General features: G+C 56.8%; 23 protein-coding genes. 11 read left to right on the forward strand and 12 right to left on the reverse strand.

Annotated elements, in window-relative coordinates:
* Positions 1 to 152: 152 nt before the first annotated feature.
* The 3 genes from kbl (at position 153) to ACMGGU_RS22090 (ending at position 3,327) form a co-directional block, all read left to right on the forward strand.
* Complete coding sequence (gene kbl / locus ACMGGU_RS22080) at positions 153 to 1,349, forward strand: glycine C-acetyltransferase (protein ID WP_048028122.1); 1,197 nt, start codon at positions 153 to 155, stop codon at positions 1,347 to 1,349.
* Between the two features lie 9 nt (positions 1,350 to 1,358).
* Positions 1,359 to 2,384, forward strand: a complete 1,026-nt coding sequence (gene tdh / locus ACMGGU_RS22085) for an L-threonine 3-dehydrogenase (protein WP_024906616.1) — start codon at positions 1,359 to 1,361, stop codon at positions 2,382 to 2,384.
* Between the two features lie 142 nt (positions 2,385 to 2,526).
* Entirely contained in the window at positions 2,527 to 3,327 is an 801-nt protein-coding gene (locus tag ACMGGU_RS22090; RefSeq protein WP_045907904.1) for a glycosyltransferase family 2 protein, read from the forward strand.
* A gap of 11 nt (positions 3,328 to 3,338) precedes the next feature.
* Here ACMGGU_RS22090 and ACMGGU_RS22095 read toward each other — a convergent pair whose 3' ends face one another.
* The 3 genes from ACMGGU_RS22095 to gpmM are packed head-to-tail and all read right to left on the reverse strand — an operon-like array spanning position 3,339 to position 7,112.
* Positions 3,339 to 4,271, reverse strand: coding sequence for a divergent polysaccharide deacetylase family protein (locus tag ACMGGU_RS22095; protein WP_069720508.1), 933 nt, complete (start codon positions 4,269 to 4,271; stop codon positions 3,339 to 3,341).
* A 3-nt stretch (positions 4,272 to 4,274) separates the two neighbouring features.
* A complete protein-coding gene (envC, locus tag ACMGGU_RS22100) occupies positions 4,275 to 5,534 on the reverse strand; it encodes a murein hydrolase activator EnvC (protein WP_025910576.1) in 1,260 nt (419 codons plus the stop codon).
* Between the two features lie 33 nt (positions 5,535 to 5,567).
* Positions 5,568 to 7,112: a 2,3-bisphosphoglycerate-independent phosphoglycerate mutase gene (gene gpmM / locus ACMGGU_RS22105; protein ID WP_420300922.1), complete on the reverse strand. Its 1,545-nt coding sequence runs from the start codon at positions 7,110 to 7,112 to the stop codon at positions 5,568 to 5,570.
* Positions 7,113 to 7,359: 247 nt separating this feature from the next.
* Here gpmM and ACMGGU_RS22110 point away from each other — a divergent pair, with 247 nt between their 5' ends.
* From ACMGGU_RS22110 to cysE, 5 genes are all read left to right on the forward strand, one after another.
* A complete protein-coding gene (locus tag ACMGGU_RS22110) occupies positions 7,360 to 7,791 on the forward strand; it encodes a rhodanese-like domain-containing protein (protein WP_023309913.1) in 432 nt (143 codons plus the stop codon).
* Between the two features lie 11 nt (positions 7,792 to 7,802).
* Positions 7,803 to 8,054, forward strand: coding sequence for a glutaredoxin 3 (grxC, locus tag ACMGGU_RS22115; protein ID WP_008502715.1), 252 nt, complete (start codon positions 7,803 to 7,805; stop codon positions 8,052 to 8,054).
* 32 nt (positions 8,055 to 8,086) lie between these two features.
* Positions 8,087 to 8,554 carry a protein-export chaperone SecB gene (gene secB, locus ACMGGU_RS22120; RefSeq protein WP_003860835.1) on the forward strand — a complete coding sequence of 156 codons (468 nt, stop codon included), beginning with the start codon at positions 8,087 to 8,089 and terminating at the stop codon, positions 8,552 to 8,554.
* On the forward strand, positions 8,554 to 9,573 hold the full coding sequence (gene gpsA, locus ACMGGU_RS22125; RefSeq protein ID WP_045907901.1) for an NAD(P)H-dependent glycerol-3-phosphate dehydrogenase: 1,020 nt from the start codon (positions 8,554 to 8,556) through the stop codon (positions 9,571 to 9,573). The genes secB and gpsA overlap by 1 nt, the downstream gene beginning before the upstream one ends.
* A gap of 75 nt (positions 9,574 to 9,648) precedes the next feature.
* On the forward strand, positions 9,649 to 10,470 hold the full coding sequence (cysE, locus tag ACMGGU_RS22130) for a serine O-acetyltransferase (protein WP_008502718.1): 822 nt from the start codon (positions 9,649 to 9,651) through the stop codon (positions 10,468 to 10,470).
* A gap of 32 nt (positions 10,471 to 10,502) precedes the next feature.
* On the opposite strand, the gene trmL is transcribed toward cysE, so the two are convergent.
* The 9 genes from trmL to ACMGGU_RS22175 all read right to left on the reverse strand — a co-directional run bounded on the left by trmL (position 10,503) and on the right by ACMGGU_RS22175 (position 20,589).
* Complete coding sequence (gene trmL, locus ACMGGU_RS22135) at positions 10,503 to 10,973, reverse strand: tRNA (uridine(34)/cytosine(34)/5-carboxymethylaminomethyluridine(34)-2'-O)-methyltransferase TrmL (protein WP_069720506.1); 471 nt, start codon at positions 10,971 to 10,973, stop codon at positions 10,503 to 10,505.
* Between the two features lie 45 nt (positions 10,974 to 11,018).
* A complete protein-coding gene (locus ACMGGU_RS22140) occupies positions 11,019 to 12,359 on the reverse strand; it encodes an MFS transporter (RefSeq protein ID WP_420300923.1) in 1,341 nt (446 codons plus the stop codon).
* A gap of 184 nt (positions 12,360 to 12,543) precedes the next feature.
* Positions 12,544 to 13,731 carry a quinone-dependent L-lactate dehydrogenase gene (gene lldD / locus ACMGGU_RS22145; protein ID WP_023334042.1) on the reverse strand — a complete coding sequence of 396 codons (1,188 nt, stop codon included), beginning with the start codon at positions 13,729 to 13,731 and terminating at the stop codon, positions 12,544 to 12,546.
* A complete protein-coding gene (gene lldR, locus ACMGGU_RS22150; RefSeq protein WP_023294814.1) occupies positions 13,728 to 14,501 on the reverse strand; it encodes a transcriptional regulator LldR in 774 nt (257 codons plus the stop codon). Before lldR ends, lldD begins: the two co-directional genes overlap by 4 nt.
* The gene (gene lldP, locus ACMGGU_RS22155) at positions 14,498 to 16,153 is read right to left on the reverse strand and encodes an L-lactate permease (RefSeq protein ID WP_343666774.1); all 1,656 of its coding nucleotides are present in this window, start codon (positions 16,151 to 16,153) and stop codon (positions 14,498 to 14,500) included. Before lldP ends, lldR begins: the two co-directional genes overlap by 4 nt.
* A 272-nt stretch (positions 16,154 to 16,425) precedes the next feature.
* Entirely contained in the window at positions 16,426 to 16,788 is a 363-nt protein-coding gene (locus ACMGGU_RS22160) for a YibL family ribosome-associated protein (protein WP_008502724.1), read from the reverse strand.
* Positions 16,789 to 16,846: 58 nt separating this feature from the next.
* On the reverse strand, positions 16,847 to 17,437 hold the full coding sequence (gene mtlR / locus ACMGGU_RS22165; protein WP_420300924.1) for a mannitol operon repressor MtlR: 591 nt from the start codon (positions 17,435 to 17,437) through the stop codon (positions 16,847 to 16,849).
* Positions 17,434 to 18,582 (reverse strand): mannitol-1-phosphate 5-dehydrogenase, encoded by a 1,149-nt coding sequence (mtlD, locus tag ACMGGU_RS22170; protein ID WP_045907897.1) that lies wholly within the window; start codon positions 18,580 to 18,582, stop codon positions 17,434 to 17,436. The genes mtlR and mtlD overlap by 4 nt, the downstream gene beginning before the upstream one ends.
* Positions 18,583 to 18,681: 99 nt before the next feature.
* Positions 18,682 to 20,589 carry a PTS mannitol transporter subunit IICBA gene (locus ACMGGU_RS22175; RefSeq protein WP_045907896.1) on the reverse strand — a complete coding sequence of 636 codons (1,908 nt, stop codon included), beginning with the start codon at positions 20,587 to 20,589 and terminating at the stop codon, positions 18,682 to 18,684.
* Positions 20,590 to 21,246: 657 nt separating this feature from the next.
* Between ACMGGU_RS22175 and ACMGGU_RS22180 the strand changes: the two genes are divergently transcribed.
* The 3 genes from ACMGGU_RS22180 to ACMGGU_RS22190 all read left to right on the forward strand — a co-directional run bounded on the left by ACMGGU_RS22180 (position 21,247) and on the right by ACMGGU_RS22190 (position 23,441).
* Positions 21,247 to 21,603: a DUF3302 domain-containing protein gene (locus ACMGGU_RS22180; protein ID WP_008502729.1), complete on the forward strand. Its 357-nt coding sequence runs from the start codon at positions 21,247 to 21,249 to the stop codon at positions 21,601 to 21,603.
* Positions 21,604 to 21,605: 2 nt separating this feature from the next.
* Entirely contained in the window at positions 21,606 to 22,742 is a 1,137-nt protein-coding gene (locus ACMGGU_RS22185) for an HlyD family secretion protein (RefSeq protein ID WP_223580904.1), read from the forward strand.
* Between the two features lie 90 nt (positions 22,743 to 22,832).
* Positions 22,833 to 23,441, forward strand: a complete 609-nt coding sequence (locus ACMGGU_RS22190; RefSeq protein WP_045907894.1) for a glutathione S-transferase — start codon at positions 22,833 to 22,835, stop codon at positions 23,439 to 23,441.
* The last annotated feature ends 37 nt before the right edge of the window (positions 23,442 to 23,478 follow it).

Here is a 23,478-nt window from a genome sequence, read left to right on the forward strand (position 1 = left end):
ATTAGTATGGCTGCCCTTCAGCCATTCACCGACATAGCGCAAGGGTACACGTGATTTATGCTGCAAAAACGACAAGAGATGACGTGTCATCTCGTCATGAACTATAGGTTTGGGTAATATGTCCCGAAATTTGCCGAGTCTGGAGAATTGCAATGCGTGGTGATTTTTACAAACAGTTAAACAGCGACCTCGAGACCGCACGTGCGGAAGGGTTGTTCAAGGAAGAGCGTATTATCACGTCTGCCCAGCAGGCGGACATCACCGTTGCCGACGGCAGCCATGTGATCAACTTTTGTGCGAACAACTACTTAGGTCTTGCGAATCACCCTGAGCTGATTGCCGCTGCCAAAAACGGCATGGATACCCACGGCTTCGGCATGGCCTCCGTACGCTTTATCTGCGGAACCCAGGACAGCCACAAGCAGCTTGAGCAAAAGCTGGCAACCTTCCTCGGAATGGAAGATGCGATTCTGTACTCCTCCTGCTTTGACGCCAACGGCGGCCTGTTTGAGACCCTGCTCGGCGCAGAAGATGCCATTATCTCCGACGCCCTGAACCATGCTTCCATCATTGACGGCGTGCGCCTGTGCAAAGCGAAGCGTTTCCGCTACGCCAACAACGACATGGTTGAGCTGGAAGCGCGCCTGAAAGAGGCCCGTGAAGCGGGCGCTCGACATGTGCTGATCGCCACCGACGGCGTGTTCTCCATGGACGGCGTGATCGCCAACCTGAAGGGCGTATGTGACCTGGCAGATAAATATGACGCGCTGGTGATGGTCGATGACTCTCACGCGGTGGGCTTTGTCGGCGAAAACGGCCGGGGCTCCCACGAATACTGCGACGTCATGGGCCGCGTGGACATCATCACCGGTACGCTGGGCAAAGCGCTCGGCGGCGCATCCGGCGGCTATACCGCTGCGCGCAAAGAGGTGGTTGAGTGGCTGCGTCAGCGCTCCCGTCCGTATCTGTTCTCCAACTCCCTGGCGCCAGCGATTGTTGCCGCTTCTATCAAAGTGCTGGAGATGGTGGAGTCCGGTGCCGGGCTGCGCGACCGTCTGTGGTCTAACGCCCGTCTGTTCCGTGAAAAAATGAGCGCAGCAGGGTTCACCCTGGCCGGTGCCGATCATGCGATCATTCCGGTGATGCTGGGCGATGCGGTCGTGGCGCAGCAATTTGCCCGCGAACTGCAGAAAGAAGGGATTTATGTCACCGGGTTCTTCTTCCCGGTGGTGCCAAAAGGTCAGGCGCGTATCCGCACCCAGATGTCTGCGGCGCATACGCCTGAACAAATTGAACGTGCGGTGGAAGCCTTTACCCGCATCGGTAAACAGCTGGGCGTCATTGCCTGAGGACGTGTGATGAAAGCGTTATCCAAACTGAAAGCGGAAGAAGGGATTTGGATGACCGACGTGCCGGAACCGGAAGTCGGTCATAACGATCTGCTGATCAAAATTCGTAAAACAGCTATCTGCGGTACTGACGTTCACATCTACAACTGGGACCAGTGGTCGCAGAAAACCATTCCTGTACCGATGGTTGTCGGTCACGAATATGTCGGTGAAGTGGTGGGTATCGGCCAGGAAGTGAAAGGCTTCAAAATCGGCGACCGCGTTTCCGGTGAAGGTCATATTACCTGCGGCCACTGCCGTAACTGCCGCGGTGGGCGTACGCACCTGTGCCGCAATACCATCGGCGTGGGCGTAAACCGTCCGGGCTGCTTCGCGGAATACCTGGTGATACCGGCCTTTAACGCGTTCAAAATTCCGGACAATATCTCTGACGATCTGGCCTCCATCTTCGACCCGTTCGGCAACGCGGTACACACGGCGCTCTCCTTCGATCTGGTGGGTGAAGACGTGCTGGTCTCCGGTGCGGGCCCAATCGGCATTATGGCCGCTGCCGTGGCGAAGCACGTGGGTGCACGCAACGTTGTGATCACCGACGTGAACGAATACCGTCTGTCGCTGGCGCGCAAAATGGGCGTCACCCGCGCGGTGGATGTCTCGAAAGAGAGCCTGACCGACGTGATGGAAGAGCTGGGCATGACCGAGGGCTTCGACGTGGGTCTGGAGATGTCCGGCGCGCCGCCGGCGTTCCGCACCATGCTCGACACCATGAACCACGGTGGCCGTATCGCGATGCTGGGTATCCCGCCGTCGGATATGTCCATCGACTGGAACAAAGTGATCTTCAAAGGGCTGTTCATCAAGGGTATCTACGGCCGCGAGATGTTCGAGACCTGGTACAAGATGGCGGCGCTGATCCAGTCAGGTCTGGATCTGTCCCCGATTATTACTCACCGTTTCTCCATCGATGAGTTCCAGCAGGGCTTTGACGCGATGCGTTCCGGCCAGTCAGGGAAAGTGATCCTGAGCTGGGAGTAACAGAGAAAGCGCCTTCGGGCGCTTTTTTTACGACCTCTTCACGTTTCTTACATCCGCAATCAGATTATTTCGATTTTTCCTTCGCTTTTTTACCCGCACACTTATAAAGTTTGTTGATTATCCGTTTAAGTTTACAGCGCCTATGTTCAAGCTTACCGTTTGTTTATTGACCTGTAATTCTGCGCGTTTGCTGCGCGAGGTGATTCCTCCGCTGCTGACGGTGGCAGATGAAATTGTCGTTCTGGATTCCGGCAGTACGGATGCCACTCTTTCTATTTGCCGCGAGTACGGGCTCTCCCTTCATCATCACCCCTATGCTATGCATGGCGTGCAGATGAACCATGCGATCGATCTGGCGAGCAATGACTGGGTGCTTTGCATGGATAGCGACGAGATTCTGGACGCGGAGACTGTCGACTTTATTCTGACCCTGAAAGCCGGGGATGAACCTTCCGCCGATCGCGCCTGGCGTATCGCCCGGTACTGGCACGTGCTGGGTGAGGAGGTGCGTACAATCTACCCTGTTTCCTCTCCTGATTTCCCGGTGCGGCTGTTCAATCGTACCCAGGCTCGCTTCAACCAACGACCCGTGGATGACAAAGTTGAAGGCAAGATTGTCGCCATGAAAATGCCGGGGCGGGTGCGTCACGACACGTTTTATAACCTTCATGAAGTGTTCAACAAGCTCAACAGCTACACCACCCGGCTGGTGAAGTACCAGCCGGCTCGCCCTTCGATCGGACGCGGCATCATCAGCGCCATCGGGGCGTTCTTCAAATGGTATCTGTTCAGCGGAGCCTGGCGTCAGGGCAAGGTTGGGGTCGTGACGGGTCTGTATGCTACAGCCTACAGCTTTTTGAAGTATTTCAAATCCTGGTATCAGCATCAGGAGAAAAAAGAGCCCGTTGCGAATGAGCAGACGGACTCTCAGATTGCGAAATAAGCGTCAGGCGGTCAGGCTTTCTTACCCCATCCCTGCCACTGCTGCTGGACGTATTTCACCAGCGTACTGTTACTGATGCTTTCTCCGATGACAGAGAAGAAGCGGGTCGCGTAGACCGGTTCAAGCGGCTGCTTCGGTACGCAGCGTTTCACGCCGCGGAACGGATTACGCGGTGCAGTCGGCACGGGCTGCGCAGAATTCGGCGTAGAGGTATCCACCTGCGGCTCGTTAAGCAGATCGCTCGGGCGCACCAGCGTGATATCGGAAGGTAAGGTCGGCAGCATTTGCTGCAGGACGCGGACGGTCGACGGGTGCGGGTGACCGATGGCAATGGCCGAACCATTGCGGCGGGCCAGCTGTACCGCGCGATTGAACTGCATACGAATATCGGCTTCGTTCTGGGTGTCATCCAGGAACACCTTGCGCTTAATCACCTTTACGCCCGTTCCCTGAGCAGCGCGCATCGCCTGGCTGTTGCCGATGGTCATGCTGTCGAGGAAGTAGAGATTGTAACGCTCCAGCGCCTGCATCACTTTTAACATCCCGTACAGGCTGGAGGTCATCGCGCTGCCCATATGGTTGTTCAACCCTACGGCATACGGCACCTTGTTGTAGGCGTCGCGGATGATGCGCTCGATCTCCTCGCTGCTCATATCCGGGCGCAGAGTGTCTTTTTCCAGCGGCTGCTTGCTGAGCGGGGCCATGGGCAGGTGGATGAGAACCTGATGCCCGCTGCTGTGGGCTTTGGTCGCCATCTCACGCGCGTGGGGGGCATTCGGCAGGACGGCGACGGAGATGGCTGACGGCATCGCCAGCACCTGATTTTCATAGTGCGGACGATAACCAAAGTCATCAATCACGATAGCGAGCTTACCTGCGTATACCGGTGCAGCCAGCGCCAGCGTGCTGACGACGGAGAAAACGATTCGACGAAATTGAAGCAAAACTTATCTTCCCAACCACGGCTGTGGATTGACCGCCTGACCCTGACGACGAATTTCGAAATAGAGTGACGGGCGGCCCTGACCGCCACTGCTGCCCACAAGGGCGATGGGTTGGCCCGCGCGCACCTGCGTGCCGACGCTGACCAGCGCGCTCTGGTTGTAGCCGTAAAGGCTCATATCACCTTTACCGTGTTCGACCACCACCACCAGTCCGTAACCCTGCAGCCAGTCGGCCAGAATCACGCGACCATCGGCAATCGCTTTCACTTCGCTACCTTCAGACGCACCGATAACGATCCCTTTCCAACGTAGCTCACCCTGCAGCTGTTCGCCATAGCGATGCAGAATTGAACCGCGAACGGGCCAGAAAGCCTGACCGCGAGGTGAGCCCAGGCCGCCGGTACGCGACATCAGGGAACGTTCACTTTCGCTTGGCTTGTAGGTGGTGCCTTTGCGGGAGGCTTCCTGCTGCTTGTCGCGAACGGCCTGCGCCTCGCGAGCCTCTTTTTCGGCGCGCGCTTTCGCTGCGGCTTCCGCACGGGCGATGCTGTTACGCAGTTTGGATTCGTTGGCGCGCATTTCGCTCAGCTGGCTCTGTCCTTCCTGAATCGAGGACTCGAGACCGGCCAGGGTTTTCTTACGCTCGTTGCGCGCCTGCTCAAGCTTCGCCTGCTGGGCCTGCTGATCGTAAAGCAGCGTCTGCTGCTGGCTCTGCTTCTCTTCCAGTTCGGCTTTTTGCGTGGAGACCTCTTCGCGCGTCTGCTTCAGCTGCGCGATCGTCTCCTGACGCGCCTGGTTCAGATAGCCAAAGTAGGCCTGCAGGCGCTGGCCGCGCTGGCTCTCTTCGCCGCTGAGGATCAGCTGGAGTCCGGTATGTTCACCCTGGCGGAATGCGGCATCAAGCTGTGCCGCAAGATTGCGCTCCTGCGCATCGCGCTGGCGCTCGAGTTTGGCAATCGACGCGTTCATCTCGTCGATCTGCTTATTCAGCTGGGCGAGGGTGTTTTGCGTTTCACGGAGTTTACGCGTGGCAGCGGAGATGGCCTCTTCCTGCTGCTTAAGCTGGGCGAGCAGGGCGGCGCGCTGCTGCTGCTGCTGGCGTACCGCACGCTCTTTGGCGGCGATATCGGCCTGAATGGATTTCAGCTGGTCGCGGTCATCCGCGTGGGCGGATGCGGCGCACAGCAATACGCCAGCGCTGAGTGCGCTGGCGTAAAACAGAGGTCTGACTGATAACCTAAGCGGCTTCACGACCCATGTGATTGAAAAAATCGCCTTTCCCCTCATGGGGAGCGATTATTCCACGATGAACAGCGGCTTACCAGTCATCTCTTCAGGGAGCGGCATCCCCATCAGCGACAACATGGTTGGCGCGATGTCAGAAAGCTTGCCGCCTTCTACGGCTTTCACTGATTTATCACCCACATAAATCAGCGGAACCGGCAGGTTGGTGTGGGCGGTGTGCGCCTGGCCGGTCGCCGGGTCGCGCATCTGTTCAGCGTTACCGTGATCCGCGGTGATCAGCAGCTGGCCGCCAACGGACTCAACCGCTTTCGCCACCTGCTCAACGCAGTGGTCCAGCGCTTCAACCGCTTTCACTGCCGCTTCCATCACCCCGGTATGACCGACCATGTCGCCGTTCGGATAGTTACAGATGATGGTGTCGTACTTACCGCTCTCGATGGCCGCAACCAGTTTTTCAGTCAATTCTGCAGAGCTCATCTCTGGCTGCAGATCGTAAGTGGCGACTTTCGGGGAGTTGATCAGAATGCGTTCTTCGCCTTTGAACGGCTCTTCAACGCCGCCGTTAAAGAAGAAGGTCACATGTGCGTATTTTTCCGTTTCGGAAATACGCAGCTGCGTTTTGTCGTTCTTCGCCATCCACTCACCGAAGGTATTGGCCAGCGAGGCGGGTGGGTACGCGCATGGGGCTTTGATGTCTGCCGCGTATTCGGTCAGCTGGATGAAGTTGATGTTAACCACTTTCTTACGGGCAAAACCGTCGAAGTCGCTGTTGACGAACGCACGAGTGATTTCGCGCGCGCGGTCAGCGCGGAAGTTCATGAAGATCAGCGCATCGCCGTCTTCCATCGCGGCATCGGCCTGGCCTTCAGCACGGATCACGGATGCTTTCACAAATTCGTCGTTTTCATCACGTGCGTAGGCGGCTTCCAGCGCTTCAACGGCGGTCGCGAACTGGAATTCCCCTTTTGCCAGGGTCAGCAGGTCATAGGCCTGTTCAACGCGATCCCAGCGGTTGTCGCGGTCCATGGCGTAGTAACGGCCAATGATAGACGCTACCCGGCCTTTGCCCAGCGCGGCGAATTTGTCTTCAAAGGCTTTCAGGGAGCCTTCTGCACTGCGTGGTGGCGTGTCGCGACCGTCCAGGAAGGCGTGCAGATAGATTTTTTCCGCACCGCGTTCAGCGGCCAGCTCAACCATCGCCATGATGTGATCTTCGTGGCTGTGAACGCCGCCAGCAGAGAGCAGGCCCATGATGTGAACGGCCTTGCCAGCGGCAACGGCTTTATCAACCGCGCCCGACAGCGTTGGGTTGGAGAAGAAGGTGCGTTCTTTGATTTCAACGTCCAGACGCGTCAGGTCCTGGTACACAATACGCCCGGCGCCCAGGTTAACGTGACCGACTTCGGAGTTGCCCATCTGGCGGTCCGGCAGGCCCACTTCCAGGCCAGACGCGTCAATCAGCGTATGCGGACGTTTTGCCCACAGGGCATCCATGACCGGGGTTTTGGCGTTGAAAATAGCGTTATCCTGGCTGTCTTCACGGTAGCCATAGCCATCCAGAATCACCAGTACCATAGGTTTTTTAGAAACCGACATTGCGACAACCTCATGCTCAAGAGTCAAAATTTGCGTAATTTTACTACAGCTGAATCGATCAAATAGCCGCAGAAGATCAAAGAAAGCGCAGGGGCAAGGTGCTGACCAGACCATTTTGAGGCATTTTTTTAGGTGGCATGCCGCAGAAAATGGATTAGGTTAGGGTCGCTGGCTGTATTTGCCAGAACGCACAGGTATACTCCTGTCCTGGTTTTTTTTATCACTTAGTCGGGAGTAGTTACCCTCCATGCAAGAAATTATGCAATTCGTTAGCCGCCATCCGGTTCTGAGCATCGCGTGGATTGGCCTGCTGGCTGCTGTGCTGTTCACCACATTTAAGAGCCTGACGTCTAAGATTAAGGTTATCACCCGTGGTGAAGCGACGCGTCTGATTAACAAAGAAGATGCCGTCGTTGTCGATCTGCGTCAGCGTGACGATTTCCGCAAAGGTCACATTGCGGGCGCAATCAACCTGTTGCCAGCTGAAATCAAAGCGAACAACGTCGGTGAGCTTGAAAAACACAAAGCCCAGCCGATTATCGTTGTGGATGCGACCGGCATGCAGGCACAGGAATCTGCCAGCGCGCTTCATAAAGCAGGCTTCGAAAACGTAACGGTGCTGAAAGAAGGTATTTCCGGCTGGAGCGGGGAAAATCTTCCTTTGGTGCGCGGTAAATAAGGAGTTCAGTCATGGCCCATATTGAGATCTATACCAAAGCGACGTGCCCGTTCTGCCATCGTGCGAAAGCGCTGCTGAACAGTAAAGGCGTCACGTTCCAGGAACTGCCGATCGACGGTGACGCGATTAAACGCGAAGAGATGATCCAACGTAGTGGTCGTACGACGGTTCCACAGATTTTTATTGATGCGCAGCACATTGGCGGCTGTGATGACTTGTATGCGCTCGACGCCCGTGGTGGACTCGATCCGCTGCTGAGCTAAGAGACTTTAGGACAATTAAAAAGGGTATTTCCATGTCAGAACAAAACAACACCGAGATGACTTTCCAGATCCAGCGTATCTACACCAAAGATGTCTCTTTCGAAGCGCCAAATGCGCCACACGTTTTCCAGAAAGATTGGCAGCCAGAGGTTAAACTTGATCTGGATACCGCATCTACCCAGCTGGCAGATGACGTGTATGAAGTCGTGCTGCGTGTGACCGTTACCGCCTCTCTGGGCGAAGAAACTGCATTCCTGTGTGAAGTACAGCAGGGCGGTATCTTCTCTATCGGCGGCATCGAAGGCAACCAGATGGCGCATTGCCTGGGTGCGTACTGCCCGAACATTCTGTTCCCGTATGCGCGTGAATGCATCACCAGCCTGGTTTCTCGCGGTACATTCCCGCAACTGAACCTTGCGCCAGTTAATTTTGATGCGCTGTTCATGAACTATCTGCAGCAGCAGGCTGGCGAAGGTGCTGAACAACATCAGGATGCCTGATGAGCACTGTTAATGCGTCAATGACTGTGATCGGTGCCGGCTCATACGGCACCGCTCTTGCCATTACTCTGGCAAGAAATGGTCACGAGGTGGTCCTGTGGGGCCACGACCCAAAACATATCGCCACGCTGCAGCGCGATCGTTGCAACGTCGCGTTTCTCCCGGATGTTCCGTTCCCTGACTCCCTGCACCTTGAAAGCGACCTTGCGACCGCGCTGGCGGCCAGCCGCAACATTCTGATTGTGGTTCCGAGCCATGTCTTTGGCGACGTGCTGCGTCAGATTAAGCCGCTGATGCGCCCGGATGCGCGCATTGTCTGGGCGACAAAAGGACTGGAAGCCGAAACCGGACGCCTGCTGCAGGACGTTGCCCGCGAAGCCCTGGGTGATGCGATCCCGCTGGCGGTCATCTCCGGCCCGACCTTTGCCAAAGAGCTGGCCGCTGGCCTGCCGACGGCGATTTCGCTGGCCTCCACCGACCAGGCCTTCTCCGACGATCTCCAGCAATTGCTGCACTGCGGCAAGAGCTTCCGCGTCTACAGCAACCCCGATTTTATCGGCGTGCAGCTGGGTGGGGCGGTGAAGAACGTGATTGCGATTGGTGCCGGGATGTCCGACGGCATAGGTTTTGGTGCCAACGCCCGTACGGCGCTGATCACCCGCGGTCTGACCGAGATGTCCCGCCTGGGCGAAGCGCTGGGTGCCGATCCGGCCACCTTTATGGGGATGGCTGGCCTGGGCGACCTGGTGCTGACCTGTACCGACAACCAGTCTCGTAACCGCCGCTTTGGCATGATGCTCGGACAGGGCAGCGATGTGAAAGACGCGCAGGAGAAGATTGGCCAGGTGGTTGAAGGCTACCGCAATACCAAAGAAGTCCGCGAGTTGGCGCACCGTTTCGGTGTCGAAATGCCAATAACCGAGGAAATTTATCAGGTATTGTATTGCGGAAAAAATGCGCGCGAGGCAGCATTGACCTTATTAGGTCGTGCGCGCAAGGACGAGCGCAGCAGTAACTAGTCGGAACCGTTGTCACCTGAATGACCCAGCCAGCGCAGAACTGGCTGGTCATTATACTATCGTCTGGAGTTAGCAATGCCGTGTGAAGAACTGGATATCGTCTGGAACAACATTAAAGCCGAAGCCCGGGCGCTGGCCGACTGTGAGCCTATGCTGGCCAGTTTCTACCACGCAACGCTACTCAAGCACGAAAACCTCGGCAGCGCGCTCAGCTATATGCTCGCCAACAAGCTGGCGTCCTCGATCATGCCCGCGATTGCCATTCGTGAGGTGGTGGAGGAGGCTTACGCCGCTGACCCGGAAATGATCGCCTCTGCCGCCTGTGATATCCAGGCTGTGCGCACGCGTGACCCGGCGGTCGATAAATATTCTACCCCGCTGTTGTACCTGAAAGGCTTCCACGCCCTGCAGGCGTACCGCATTGGGCACTGGCTGTGGAATGAAGGCCGCCGCGCGCTGGCCATCTTCCTGCAAAACCAGGTTTCCGTGACGTTTCAGGTTGATATTCACCCGGCGGCGAAGATTGGCCGTGGGATCATGCTCGACCACGCCACCGGGATTGTTGTCGGTGAAACGGCGGTGATTGAAGACGACGTCTCGATCCTGCAGTCGGTTACCCTGGGCGGTACCGGGAAAACCAGCGGCGATCGCCATCCGAAAATTCGCGAAGGGGTGATGATAGGCGCGGGTGCCAAAATCCTCGGCAATATCGAAGTCGGACGCGGCGCGAAAATCGGCGCAGGCTCCGTGGTGCTCCAGCCGGTTCCGCCGCACACCACCGCCGCTGGCGTACCGGCGCGCATCGTCGGTAAGCCAGACAGCGACAAGCCGTCCATGGATATGGATCAGCACTTCAACGGTATTCACCATACGTTTGAGTATGGTGACGGCATCTGACATTTTGCCCGGTGGCGCTGCGCTTACCGGGCCTACCTTAGAATAGCGCCAGGATAACCCAACTGGCGCCATGCTTCATACACCACTACCGACACCGCATTCGACAGGTTCATGCTGCGGCTGTCCGGCATCATCGGAATACGGATTTTCTGCTCAGCGGGCAGGGCATCCAGAATCGTGGCAGGCAGGCCGCGGGTTTCCGGGCCAAACATCAGATAGTCACCCTCCTGATAGCTTACGGCGCTGTGCGCTGGCGTACCTTTGGTGGTCAGGGCGAACATGCGCTGCGGCAGCTCAGCTTCCAGAAACGCGGCGTAATCGTGGTGGCGAATAACGGCGGTAAATTCATGATAATCCAGCCCCGCGCGGCGCAGGCGTTTGTCGTCCCACGTAAAGCCCATTGGCTCAATGATGTGCAGACGAAAACCGGTGTTGGCGCACAGGCGGATAATATTGCCGGTATTCGGCGGAATTTCTGGTTCGAATAAAACGATGTTAAGCATGCTGCCCCCTTAATTGCGGGGGCAGGATAGCAGAAAAGAGAGGAACTACGCGACGCCGGGTTCCTGAGAGCGGCTGTACAGCATTTTGTAGACAGTTGCCGCCGCGGCTAGCAGGGCGGGCACGCTGAGGATCATTAAAATACTGTCTGCCTGCCACTGCATCGAAAGAAGCTGGGCGCTGGTCATGGTGCCCGCCACGCCGCCAAAGCGGCCAATCCCCTGCATCCAGGCGATGCCCGTCGCGCGGCACTCGGTGGGATAAAAGGTGGCGGCCAGGGTCTGCATGCCCGACTGCGCGCCGTTCATCGCGATCCCCATCAGGAAAATCAACCCGCCAAACAGGGCGATATGGTTATGCTCCATGCCGAGTAGCAGGATCAGCCCCATCGTCAGGATAAACCCGCCCGCGACAACCTTGTGCGCTTCCCAGCGGTCCATCATCCAGCCGGCGAGCAGAATGCCGGCCGTGCCGCCGAAGGTGAACAGCGAGGTGAGCCAGGCGGACTCCGCCAGCGCATAACCCATACCCTGCATCAGCGTCGGCATCCAGCTCAGCAGGACGTAGTAGATGACCAGCCCCATAAAGTAGGTCACCCATAGCATCAGGGTGCCGGGCAGCCAGGGCATCGAAAACAGCTGCGACACGCTCCCTTTTTTAGACGCGGTTTTCTCCTCCGCCAGGAAAAAGCCCGTGACGCCCTCCAGCGTACTATGGGCGAACCGGCTGGCGATACGGCGAACCTGCATGACCTCTTTCCCGCGCTGCACCAGAAACTTCACCGACTCCGGCAACAGCAGTGCCAGCAGCAGCGTTAAAATCAGCGGCGCAATTGCGCCGGTCAGCAGCACGCTTCGCCAGCCGTGGTGGGGAATAAGCCAGGACGAGATCGCCCCGCCGCCCGCCGCACCTAGAGGGAAGCCGCAGTACATGGTATTAATCGCCATGGCGCGGCAGCGCTGGGGGGCAAACTCGGAGATCAGCGTAATGGCATTCGGCATGGCGGCGCCGAGCCCCAGGCCCGTCAGAAAGCGCCACAGCGTCAGGGTATTGAGGCTTTGCGCCCAGGCCGTGCCCAGGCTCGCGAGGCCGAAGAACAGACACGAAAAGACCAGCACCCGCTTGCGGCCCATCCGGTCCGATACCGGACCGGCGATCAGCGCGCCCAACGACAGCCCCAGCAGCGCCGCGCTCAGCACCGGCCCCAGATCCTGTTTATGGATCCCCCATTCTGCCGACAGCGTGGGCGCGATGTAGCCCATTGCCGCCGTATCAAAGCCATCGATCGCCAGAACCAGAAAGCCCAGCACAATGAGCAGCCAGTGAAACCCTGAAAAGCGACTGTCGTCGATCACCTGCTGAATATCCACCTTACCTGAATAGGTCATACGCTCCCCTCTGATGTGATGTTGTTTTTGTGTTCTTGTCTTTGCTTGTCTATACAATTGCGGACGGCAGGAGGATGTCAAATTTTCTTATCCAATATGTTATCTGGATGTTATTTTTGGCATAAAAAAGCGTCCGAGGGGGAGATCGGACGCGTGAGAAAGAGAATTTAAAGTGGGTGAGAATTCAGGCCGCGTTTCCCTGAGCAAGCGGAGCCAGCGCGGCCGGTAATTTGCTTAACTCCTGCACCAGGGAATCCTTACTGATTTCGCTAATGGTTTTCGCACCAGTCAGCGTCATCGCCACCTTCATCTCTTTTTCGATCAGGTTAAGCAGATTCGCCACGCCTGCCTGACCGGCCGTCGCCAGGGCATACAGATACGCGCGTCCCAGCAGCACGCTGTCGGCACCCAGCGCAATCATACGCACCACGTCCAGCCCGTTGCGGATCCCGCTGTCGGCCAGGATGGCGATATCGCCTTTCACCGCATCGGCAATGGCCGGCAGAGCGCGGGCGGAGGAGAGCACCCCGTCGAGCTGGCGTCCGCCATGGTTAGAGACCACAATCCCGTCTGCGCCAAAGCGGACCGCATCGCGGGCATCTTCCGGGTCGAGGATCCCTTTGATCACCATCGGGCCATCCCAGAATTCGCGGATCCACTCCAGGTCTTTCCAGGAGATGGACGGATCGAAGTTATTCGCCAGCCAGCCGATGTAATCTTCCAGCCCGGTCGGTTTGCCAAGGTAGGCCGAGATGTTGCCCAGATCGTGTGGACGACCGTTCAGGCCGACGTCCCACGCCCACTGTGGATGCGTTACCGCCTGCCAGTAGCGGCGGAGCGCCGCATTTGGGCCGCTCATGCCGGAGTGCGCATCGCGGTAGCGCGCGCCGGGGGTCGGCATATCAACGGTAAAGACCAGCGTGGAGCAGCCCGCCGCTTTAGCGCGCTCCAGCGCGTTACGCATAAAGCCGCGATCGCGCAGGACGTACAGCTGGAACCACATTGGCCGCTTGATGGTTGGGGCAACCTCCTCAATCGGGCAGACGGACACGGTGGAAAGGGTAAACGGAATGCCTTTAGCATCTGCGGCGGCGGCGGCCTGCACTTCACCGCGACGGGCGTACATGCCGCATAAACCGACAGGTGCGAGCGCGACCGGCATGGAAAGCGTTTCGTTAAACAGTTTTGTCTCAAGGCTCAGGTCAGACATATTCTTCAGCACGCGCTGGCGCAGAGCCACCTCCGACAGATCTTCCACGTTGCGGCGCAGGGTGTATTCGGCATACGCCCCGCCGTCAATGTAGTGGAACAGGAACGGGGGCAAAATGCGCTGCGCCGCGGCGCGATAGTCACTGGCTGCTGAAATGATCATGCTTTGTTCTCCCTGGAAATATCACTGTCGCCAGGCAGACGGGTAATACGCGCCTGTCGGGCCTGGTCTTCATCGAATCGTTTGATGGTGGTATGCACGAAACCGAGATGCGCCATCATCGCTTTGCGCGCGGCTTCGGCATCACCGGCCAGAATGGCGTTGAGCACCGCCTCGTGTTGTTCGGTCAGTTGGGCAAACACCGGCGGAACCAGATACATGCGCTGGCGGCTCTGCTTCACGGAGGATTGCAGCAGGTCGAAGAACCCGCGCATGGTCTGGAGCAGCACGACGTTGTGCGACGCCTCGGCAATCGCCAGGTGAAAACGCACGTCCGCCTGGGAGGCGATGTCCGGGTCGCTGCTTTGCGTGGCCTCAAAGCAGGCGATGAGTTTCTCTTTGTCGGCGTCGGTTGCCCGCATGGCCGCGTGCCAGGCGGTACTGGTTTCGATGGCGTGACGCGCTTCAAGGATGTCGAAGCTGTAGTCCGGGTCGTTCTCCATCAGCGTTTTCAGCGGCTGAACGATGTTTTGCTCGGACCAGTCGTCATGCTGCCAGCGTACAAAGGTGCCGCCGCCGCGACGGCTTACCAGCACCCCTTCGCTGACCAGCGTCGCCAGCGCCTCGCGCAGTGAGTTGCGCGACACGCCAAGCTGGGCGGCGAGCTGGCGTTCGGCGGGCAACTTCATGCCCGCTTCCAGCTGTTGTTCTTCAATCAGCGCCCGCACGCGAGAGGCAATCTCGTCGGACAGGCGTCTGGGCATCACTATCATGGGATCATCCAGGTTAAGACATAGGCCTGCAGGGTGGTGATCACTCCGACCATGCAGGTGAATATCAGGCTGTGTTTCACGGTAAAGCGGAACAGATCCGACTCTTTACCGACCAGTCCCACCGCCGCACAGGCAATGGCGATGGATTGTGGGGAGATCATTTTCCCGGTCACGCCGCCGGTGGTATTTGCGGCCACCAGCAGAACATCCGACACGCCAATCTGCTGGGCCGCCGTGGCCTGCAGCGCGGCAAACAGGGCGTTAGACGAGGTATCGGAACCGGTCAGGAACACCCCCAGCCAGCCAAGGAACGGCGAGAAGAAGGTGAAGGCGTGGCTGGTATGCGCCAGCGCCAGTGCCAGCGTTGATGAGAGACCGGAGTAGTTCGAGATAAACGCGAACGCCAGCACCATGCCGATGGAGTAGATCGGCAGCATCAGCTCCTTAATCGTCGACGCAAAGGTCTGCACCGCGGCCGCAGGCTTCATGCGCAGCCACACCACGGAAAGAATAGCGGCAAACAGAATGGCGGTCCCGGTGGCGGAGAACCAGTCGAATTTATAGACTGCGGCATACGGCGTGGCGGCGTGCACCACCGGCGGCATACGGGCGACCATCTTGTCGAGGAACGGAACCGAAACGTTAATCACCATGTCGTACAGCGCGCCGCCCGGGGCGAACAGGGCTTTAAACGGCGGGATGCTCCACAGCGTAACCGTGGCGGTCAGGAACAGGAACGGCGACCAGGCGCGAATCACCTGTCCTGCGGTATAACCGGTGCGGGCCAGGGTTTGATCGACCTGCGAGGCGCCCATGTCGGCGAAGCGGAAAATACGGACCGGCTGCCAGCGTTTCAGGAACAGCGTCAGGCAGACCAGGGAAACCAGCGAAGAGATGATGTCCGGCAGTTCCGGGCCAAGGAAGTTCGAGCTGAGGTACTGGGCAATCGCGAACGAACCGCCCGCCACCATCACCGCAGGCCAGGTCTCCTTCACGCCGCGCCAGCCGTCCATAATCGCCATGATCCAGAACAGGACGATAATGGTCAGGAACGGCAGTTGGCGCCCCACCATCTGGCCAATCTCAAAGCTGTCCAGGCCGGTCACCTGGCCCGCAACCAGAATCGGAATACCCATCGCACCAAACGCCACCGGTGCGGTGTTCACAATCAGGCACAGGCCCGCGGCATACAGCGGGTTAAAGCCCAGGCCCATCAGCAGCGCGGCGGTGATCGCCACCGGTGCGCCAAAGCCTGCCGCGCCTTCCAGAAACGCCCCAAAGGAGAAGCCGACAATCAGCATCTGCAGGCGCTGGTCCGGCGTAATGGAGAGAATCGACGAGCGGATAATGTCGAACTGTCCGGTTTTCACCGAGATTTTATAGACAAAGACCGCGGCGATGATGATCCACGCAATCGGCCACAGGCCGTAGAAGAAACCGTAGACGACGGAGGCCAGCGCGCGATCGACCGGCATTTTGTAGAAGAACAGCGCCACCAGCAGGGCGATGGCGACGGTGTACGTCGCGGCAAGGTAGCCCTTCAGTTTGAGCTTAATCAGCGCAAAGAAGAAGAACAGGATCGGAAGCGATGCGATCAGGCTCGACAGCCAGATATTGCCGGCCGGGTCGTAGTTTTGTTGCCAGAGGCTCATGCAGGTCTCCTGGGGACCAGACAGCCTGCGCTGCGGGTGAGTCTCCGCTCATCTCTGCGTCACAGTCTGTGTAAAAGTGGTCCTGCCAATATTGTGTTGTAGGGTTAATGACAATGAATGGTTAACCAGATGTTATGAGCTAGCAATGGTTTTGTGAGCGGAAATAATGGAATTGTGAACCGGGGGAGGATTGGTTGCGCTATTGGTTGGACCAATTCACACGAAGGGGAAAAAGAGTAAGCCGGGTAAGCGCAGCGCCACCCGGCATGAAATCAGAACGCCGTCTTACAAAAACCCGTCATCTCTTTCAGGCCCATTTCGCGGCCAAGCTCGGTCATCGGGTGAACCACCACCAGACCACGGACGCTTTTCTTCAGCTTGCCCATATCGGCCTGCTCTTTTTTGGTGATCGCACGACGGTGCGGCATGTTCATCAGCTTCTGCGCTTCTTTGCTCAGCTTCTGGCCTTTGACTTCGCGCAGGCGCTCGATCTCTGCTTCCAGCTTCGCGGTCTCTTTTTCAAGCTCGGCGTACTTCTCGGCGGAATCGACCAGCGACAGGCCCGCCATCTGATGGCGGATGAGATCCAGGCGGTCGCTCAGGCGTTTAATTTCGTTCTTTTCGACTTCTTTCATGACAAATAACTCTGAAAACGGGGAATTTACAGGGAAGGATACACCAATGTGAGCAGGCTTACTTCTGAAACGCTTTTTTTAAGCTGATTCGGGAAATCAGCTCAGTCAGGGAGAGAACCATCGTGGAACGGACAACCTGTTGATAACGCAGCTTTTGCATCGCATAGAGCTCAGGATCGCTGTTATCAAACTGCGGTGCCGGAGGAAGCGCGGTGACGCAGTGCAGCTCGCCGAACGGCCCCAGGATTTCATCGTCGGTAAAGATGTATTCATTACCGTCATGATTGAGTTCTTCGCGCAGCGCCATTAGCAGCTCCGCATCTTCATACTCTTGTCGGTTCAGCACGCCAAGACCATAAATCAGCTTCAGACGCACGGATAAATCGCCCAGCGGTCCGTCTCCGTCCAGTAACGGTTCTACAGCATATTTTACCGCGTAGTCGTCTTTGCGAAACACCTGAAGCACCAGGATATTCACCGCCTCGGTTAACAGCTCGACGGCGGCAATCAGGAAACTTCGTACGGTTTTGCCAGCATTCAGACGCTCAAGCACACGATTTTCAAAGGCCTGGGTTTGTTCCATTATTGCCTGCATATCTGACAATCTGTTATCCGGGCGCAGGCTAACCTGCGCCGCATTGTGCATCATTTGGTTGCGTTGTATGCGTTAACCGCCTCCACAACCACGTCGCTGTTGGCGTCCAGACCGGAAATCTGCGCCAGCGCAGCCTGCGCGCCCTGGGTATCAATCAGCTGAGCCAGTTCCTGCGCCTGTGGGTCCTGCTCGCTGCGGTAGTGCATTGCGGCGGCAATCCCCTTCACCAGGTTGGCGTGCGGCAGACCGTATTCCAGCGTGCCCAGCAGCGGCTTAATCAGGCGGTCGCCCGCGCTCAGCTTACGCAGCGGCTGGCGGCCCACGCGCTCAACGTCATCTTTCAGATACGGGTTTTCAAAGCGACCGAGGATTTTCTGGATGTATGCTGCGTGTTTATCCGCATCGAAACCGTAGCGTTTAATCAACACCGCGCCGCTCTCTTCCATTGCCCCTTTTACCACCGCGCGGATCTTCTCATCGAGGATCGCGTCACGAATGGTCTGATGACCGGCCAATTTTCCGAGGTACGCGGTTATAGCATGCCCGGTGTTCAGCGTGAAGAGTTTGCGTTCGACAAATGCCATCAGGTTATCGGTTAATTCCATTCCCGGAATGGTCGGCAGCGCGCCTTTAAACTGGGTTTTATCGACGATCCACTCGCTGAAGGTTTCTACGGTCACTTCCAGCGGATCGTTGGTCGCGGATTCGGAAGGCGGAACGATGCGATCCACGGCGGAATCCACAAAACCCACGTGCGCTTCCACCCAGGCTTTGTCTTCGTCTGCCACAGCGTTGAGCACGTGGCCTTTCAGCTGCGTGGTGCCGCGCACCATGTTTTCACAGGCGATGATGTTCAGCGGGGTATCGATACCCTGCGCTTTACGTTTTGCCAGGCCTTTCGCGACCGCAGGGGCGATGCGCTCAAGCACAACCGGACCCACGGCGGTGGTGACCAGATCGACGCTGGCGATAAGGTCAATAACGTCGTCGCCGATACTGCTGACCGCGTTGACGCCAGATACCGTCTCAACCTGCTCGTTTTCACCGACCACATGGACCTGATAGCTATGACGGGCATTCAGGGCATCCAGGACAACCTGATTCACATCGGCGAATGTCAGGGTAATGCCCGCGTCTGCCAACAGTTTACCGATAAAACCACGACCGATATTACCTGCGCCAAAATGTAATGCTTTCATAGTGTTAACCTTCATCAATGTTTTTACCCGAGAGGGCTGGGGTGAGGAACGTTTTCCCCTCACCCTAGCCCTCTCCCCGGGGGAGAGGGAGGAGTACCGTTATTTGTTAAGCAGAGCCAGAACTTCTTCAACGCTGGTGGTGTTGGCCAGACGCTCAATGACGGACTCATCATCCAGCGCGTTGGTCAGGCTGGTAATCACCTGAATGTGCTCGTTGTTGCGAGCGGCGATACCAATCACCAGACGGGCGATGTCGTCTTCTTCTTCACCGAAGCGAACGCCCTGCGGGTACTGACAGAATACGACGCCGGTTTTCAGGACGCGATCTTTCGCTTCAACCGTACCGTGCGGCACCGCGATGGATTCGCCCAGATAGGTCGGGGTCAGTTTTTCGCGTTCCAGCATCGCGTCGACATATTCAGGCTGAACGTAGCCGCCTTTCACCAGCTGCTCACCGGCAAAGCGAATCGCTTCTTCTTTAGTGGCCGCGGTACGACCGAGGAAGATGTTTTCCGCACCCAGCTTAAACAGGTGGGCGTTGCTCTCGTCAAAGCTGTCCTGCAGGCTGGAGCGCACTTTCACTTCGTTGTCTTCGTGACGCTGCGCGGCAACCAGACGTTCGGTCAGGCTGGTGTACAGGCCGCTGTCGAGGAAGTTGGTCAGCGAAATATGCTGTGCCTGTGGTACCTGACGCATGGCGCGTTCGGTCAGATCGCGGTGCGTGATAACCAGGTCAACATCCGGCGGCAGGCTGTTAATGGCGCTGTTGGTCACGGAGATGTTGGTCAGGCCCGCATCCTGCACTTTCTTACGCAGCACGCCTGCACCCATTGCGCTGGACCCCATACCGGCGTCGCAGGCTACGATGATTTTACGCACGTGGCTCAGGTCGTTAGAGACATCACCGGCTGCCAGTGGCGTCGCGCCTTTGGATTCGGCTTTCATGTCGTGCATACGACGGGTTGCGGCTTCGATGTCATCATCTTCTTTCACTTTGCTGGTTTTCAGCAGGATAGAAGAGACCACGAAGGAGACGGCCATTGCCGCAAAGATAGCCGCGAGGTTCGCGAAGTAAGCGCCTTTTGGCGTCATCGCCAGTACCGCCAGGATAGAACCCGGAGAGGCCGGAGAAACCAGACCGCCGCCCAGCACGCTCAGGGTGAACACACCGGTCATACCGCCGAGGATAACGGCCAGGATCAGACGTGGGTTCATCAGCACGTAAGGGAAGTAAATTTCGTGGATACCGCCCAGGAAGTGGATGATCGCCGCGCCGCCAGCAGACTGTTTAGCGCTGCCACGGCCAAAGAAGATGTACGCCAGCAGAACGCCCATACCTGGACCCGGGTTGGCTTCAATCAGGAAGAAGATAGACTTGCCGAGATCGTGAGACTGCTGGATACCCAGCGGCGAGAAGATGCCGTGGTTGATGGCGTTGTTAAGGAACAGGATTTTCGCCGGTTCAACGAAGATAGACGCCAGCGGCAGCATCTCGTGCGCCACCATGAAGTTAACGCCTGCCGCCAGAATTTTGGACAGCACTTCAACCGCAGGGCCAATGCCGAGGAACGCCAGAATGGCGAGGATCATCCCGATGATGCCCGCAGAGAAGTTGTTCACCAGCATTTCGAAGCCGGATTTGATCTTACCATCAACCCAGACGTCGAATTTCTTAATCGCCCAGCCGCCCAGAGGACCGGCAATCATCGCACCGAGGAACATCGGCATATCTGCACCGACGATAACACCCATGGTTGTGATAGCACCCACGACGCCACCACGGTCACCGCCCACCAGACGACCCCCGGTGAAACCGATGAGCAGCGGCAGGAGATAGGTAATCATTGGGCCAACAAGTTTCGCCAGCGTTTCGTTAGGCAACCACCCTGTCGGAATGAACAATGCGGTGATGATACCCCACGCGATAAACGCGCCGATATTTGGCATCACCATGTTGCTGAGGAAACGACCAAAGCTTTGAACTTTGATCTTGAAATCGGATGACATAAAACACCCCTTCTTCTGTTTACGCTTAGGCTTGCGGCCCGAGGTTTATTGTTAATGAGGCGGCAGAGGTAGCCGGACCCTGTTCTGATGCTGTGAAATCTGGCACTGAATCGTTCAACTGTCCAGACAGGGAAAATTTGTGTGATGTGTGTCACGTAAAGTCAGGGGGTAGGGATATCAATGGAGTGATCTCAATCACAAAATTTGCGACCAAAAAAAATACAATGGCGACAAAAAAAGCAAAATCCACCCTTTTATGTGATTGTTGTCACGTTTTATTCTGATGGGTTTGTTTCTGGATTGTGACTGATTTCACAAAATATTTTTATGCGGATTTCTCCGGCTGTGATCGGCGGCAAACTCTGCTTCGCGATTCAGCGCCAGGATGATATTGCACGACACGATAAGCTAAAAAACCACTTTTGATGTGTGGTATGGCGAAAAGTTAAAAGGTGGATTACGCTCATATTGTAAGGTTAAGTCTATTATTATTCAGGATATATTTTGACACGCTTATAAACTTGCATGGAGATATTATAAAAACCGATACTCCCCGGCTCGGAAATAGTAAGCACAACCCCGTGTTTATAAAAAATTAATTAGGTTGCGTACCGTTTTATTAATTTAATGAGTTGACGTTGTTTAAGTGAGGAGAATATGTTTCTCAACTATTTTGCGCTGGGCGTATTGATTTTTGTATTTCTGGTTCTCTTTTACGGAATCATCGCCATCCATGATATTCCTTATAATATGGCCAAAAAGCGTAACCATCCGCATGCCGATGCCATTCATACAGCAGGCTGGATTAGCCTGTTTACACTCCATGCCATCTGGCCATTCCTGTGGATTTGGGCCACGCTGTACCGCGAAGATCGCGGCTGGGGCATGCAAAACCACATTACAAAGCCTGATGAAGTTCCGGGCATGGATGCGCTGGCCAAACGCGTGGCGGAACTCGAACAAAAGCTGGCTGCAGTACAGCCCACTGCTGATAAGAACACGCTGGAGCGCTAATCATGGATCTGTTGATTATTTTGACCTACGTGGCATTTGCCTGGGCCATTTTTAAAATATTCCGAATTCCGGTCAACCAGTGGACGCTTGCCACCGCAACATTAGGCGGCGTATTTATTGTTGCCGGTCTTATTCTGTTAATGAACTATAACCATCCGTATACCTTTACGGCGCAAAAAGCGGTTATTTCTATTCCAATCACGCCGCAGGTGACCGGTGTGGTCAGTGAAGTCACGGATAAAAATAACCAGCTTATTAAAAAAGGCGAAGTGTTATTTAAACTGGATCCTGGCCGCTACCAGGCGCGCGTCGACAGACTCCAGGCTGACCTGGTAACCGCGACGCACAATATCGATAACCTGAAAGCGCAGCTGTCGGAAGCGGTTGCCAATACCACACGCGTCTCCGCTGAGCGCGATCGCCTCTATAAAGATTATCAGCGCTACCTGAAAGGCAGCCAGGCGAAGGTGAATCCTTTCTCTGAAAGCGATATCGACAACGCGCGGCAAAACTATCTGGCACAGGATGCCATGGTGAAAGGCTCCGTGGCTGAGCAGGTGCAGATTCAAAGCCAGTTAGACAGCATGGTGAACGGCGAGCAGTCACAGATTGCTTCGTTACGTGCCCAGCTTGCCGAAGCCAAATATAACCTGGACCAGACTGTAGTGCGTGCGCCGAGCGATGGTTACATCACCCAGGTGCTGATCCGTCCCGGGACCTATGCCGCCGCGCTGCCTCTGCGTCCGGTGATGGTCTTCATTCCTGAACAGAAGCGTCAGATTGTGGCCCAGTTCCGCCAGAACTCGCTGCTGCGTCTGAAACCGGGCGATGAAGCGGAAGTGGTGTTTAACGCGCTGCCGGGCCAGGTGTTCTCCGGGAAGCTCACCAGTATTCTGCCGGTGGTGCCGGGGGGAACCTATCAGGCGCAGGGCGCGCTGCAGTCGCTGACGGTGGTGCCGGGAACGGACGGCGTTCAGGCACTTATTGAGCTGGAACCCAACGCCGAAGTCGATGCCCTGCCGGATGGTATCTATGCCCAGGTGGCGGTCTATTCGGACCACTTCGCCCACGTCTCGGTTATGCGTAAAGTACTGCTGCGTATGACCAGCTGGATGCACTACCTCTACCTCGATCACTAATCCTTCCAGGGCAGGAATGCGACATGCAGACCTGCCCTTTTTTCATCGCTTGATCCATACTGACTTTTTTCCGGCATCAAGGATCAGGCAATGAAACTCATCGGCAGCTATACCAGTCCCTTCGTGCGAAAAATCTCGATTCTCCTGCTGGAGAAAGGGATTGAATTTGAATTCGTGAATGAACAGCCCTACAACGCGGAAAACGGCGTCGCGCAGTACAACCCGCTGGGGAAAGTCCCGGCGCTGGTCACGGACGAGGGCGAATACTGGTTTGATTCCCCGATTATTGCGGAGTATATCGAGCTGCTGGGCGTTGCCCCGGCAATGCTTCCAGCAGACCCAAAAGCGGCGCTGGCGGTGAAGCAGGTTGAAGCCCTGGCCGATGGCATTATGGATGCGGCGTTAACCTCCGTACGGGAACAGGCAAGGCCCGCCGCCCAGCAGTCGGAAACGGAACTGTTACGCCAGCGGGAAAAAATCAGCCGCAGCCTGGACAGATGCGAACAGCTAATCCGGGAGGGTAAGATCGACACCGACAGCCTGAACCTGGGGACCATCGCCATCGCCTGCGCGATTGGTTATCTCAACTTCCGCCGCGTCTCCCCGGGCTGGTGCGTCGACCGTCCGCTGCTGGTGAAGCTTGCAGACACGCTGTTTAGTCGCGAGAGCTTTGCCCGTACCGAACCGCCAAAGGCTTGACGCGGGTTATAACACTTCGCCGTCGGAGGCGGTACAA

Source organism: Enterobacter sp. BNK-8, assembly GCF_048685095.1.
Lineage (GTDB): Bacteria > Pseudomonadota > Gammaproteobacteria > Enterobacterales > Enterobacteriaceae > Enterobacter > Enterobacter quasiroggenkampii.

Bases quoted from the DNA above. Each gene is read 5' to 3' on its own strand.
- kbl (WP_048028122.1), top strand. From the start codon at position 153: ATGCGTGGTGATTTTTACAAACAGTTAAACAGCGACCTCGAGACCGCA.
- tdh (WP_024906616.1), top strand. From the start codon at position 1,359: ATGAAAGCGTTATCCAAACTGAAAGCGGAAGAAGGGATTTGGATGACC.
- ACMGGU_RS22090 (WP_045907904.1), top strand. From the start codon at position 2,527: ATGTTCAAGCTTACCGTTTGTTTATTGACCTGTAATTCTGCGCGTTTG.
- gpmM (WP_420300922.1), bottom strand. From the start codon at position 7,112: ATGTCGGTTTCTAAAAAACCTATGGTACTGGTGATTCTGGATGGCTAT.
- ACMGGU_RS22110 (WP_023309913.1), top strand. From the start codon at position 7,360: ATGCAAGAAATTATGCAATTCGTTAGCCGCCATCCGGTTCTGAGCATC.
- grxC (WP_008502715.1), top strand. From the start codon at position 7,803: ATGGCCCATATTGAGATCTATACCAAAGCGACGTGCCCGTTCTGCCAT.
- secB (WP_003860835.1), top strand. From the start codon at position 8,087: ATGTCAGAACAAAACAACACCGAGATGACTTTCCAGATCCAGCGTATC.
- gpsA (WP_045907901.1), top strand. From the start codon at position 8,554: ATGAGCACTGTTAATGCGTCAATGACTGTGATCGGTGCCGGCTCATAC.
- cysE (WP_008502718.1), top strand. From the start codon at position 9,649: ATGCCGTGTGAAGAACTGGATATCGTCTGGAACAACATTAAAGCCGAA.
- trmL (WP_069720506.1), bottom strand. From the start codon at position 10,973: ATGCTTAACATCGTTTTATTCGAACCAGAAATTCCGCCGAATACCGGC.
- ACMGGU_RS22140 (WP_420300923.1), bottom strand. From the start codon at position 12,359: ATGACCTATTCAGGTAAGGTGGATATTCAGCAGGTGATCGACGACAGT.
- lldD (WP_023334042.1), bottom strand. From the start codon at position 13,731: ATGATCATTTCAGCAGCCAGTGACTATCGCGCCGCGGCGCAGCGCATT.
- lldR (WP_023294814.1), bottom strand. From the start codon at position 14,501: ATGATAGTGATGCCCAGACGCCTGTCCGACGAGATTGCCTCTCGCGTG.
- lldP (WP_343666774.1), bottom strand. From the start codon at position 16,153: ATGAGCCTCTGGCAACAAAACTACGACCCGGCCGGCAATATCTGGCTG.
- ACMGGU_RS22160 (WP_008502724.1), bottom strand. From the start codon at position 16,788: ATGAAAGAAGTCGAAAAGAACGAAATTAAACGCCTGAGCGACCGCCTG.
- mtlR (WP_420300924.1), bottom strand. From the start codon at position 17,437: ATGATGCACAATGCGGCGCAGGTTAGCCTGCGCCCGGATAACAGATTG.
- mtlD (WP_045907897.1), bottom strand. From the start codon at position 18,582: ATGAAAGCATTACATTTTGGCGCAGGTAATATCGGTCGTGGTTTTATC.
- ACMGGU_RS22175 (WP_045907896.1), bottom strand. From the start codon at position 20,589: ATGTCATCCGATTTCAAGATCAAAGTTCAAAGCTTTGGTCGTTTCCTC.
- ACMGGU_RS22180 (WP_008502729.1), top strand. From the start codon at position 21,247: ATGTTTCTCAACTATTTTGCGCTGGGCGTATTGATTTTTGTATTTCTG.
- ACMGGU_RS22185 (WP_223580904.1), top strand. From the start codon at position 21,606: ATGGATCTGTTGATTATTTTGACCTACGTGGCATTTGCCTGGGCCATT.
- ACMGGU_RS22190 (WP_045907894.1), top strand. From the start codon at position 22,833: ATGAAACTCATCGGCAGCTATACCAGTCCCTTCGTGCGAAAAATCTCG.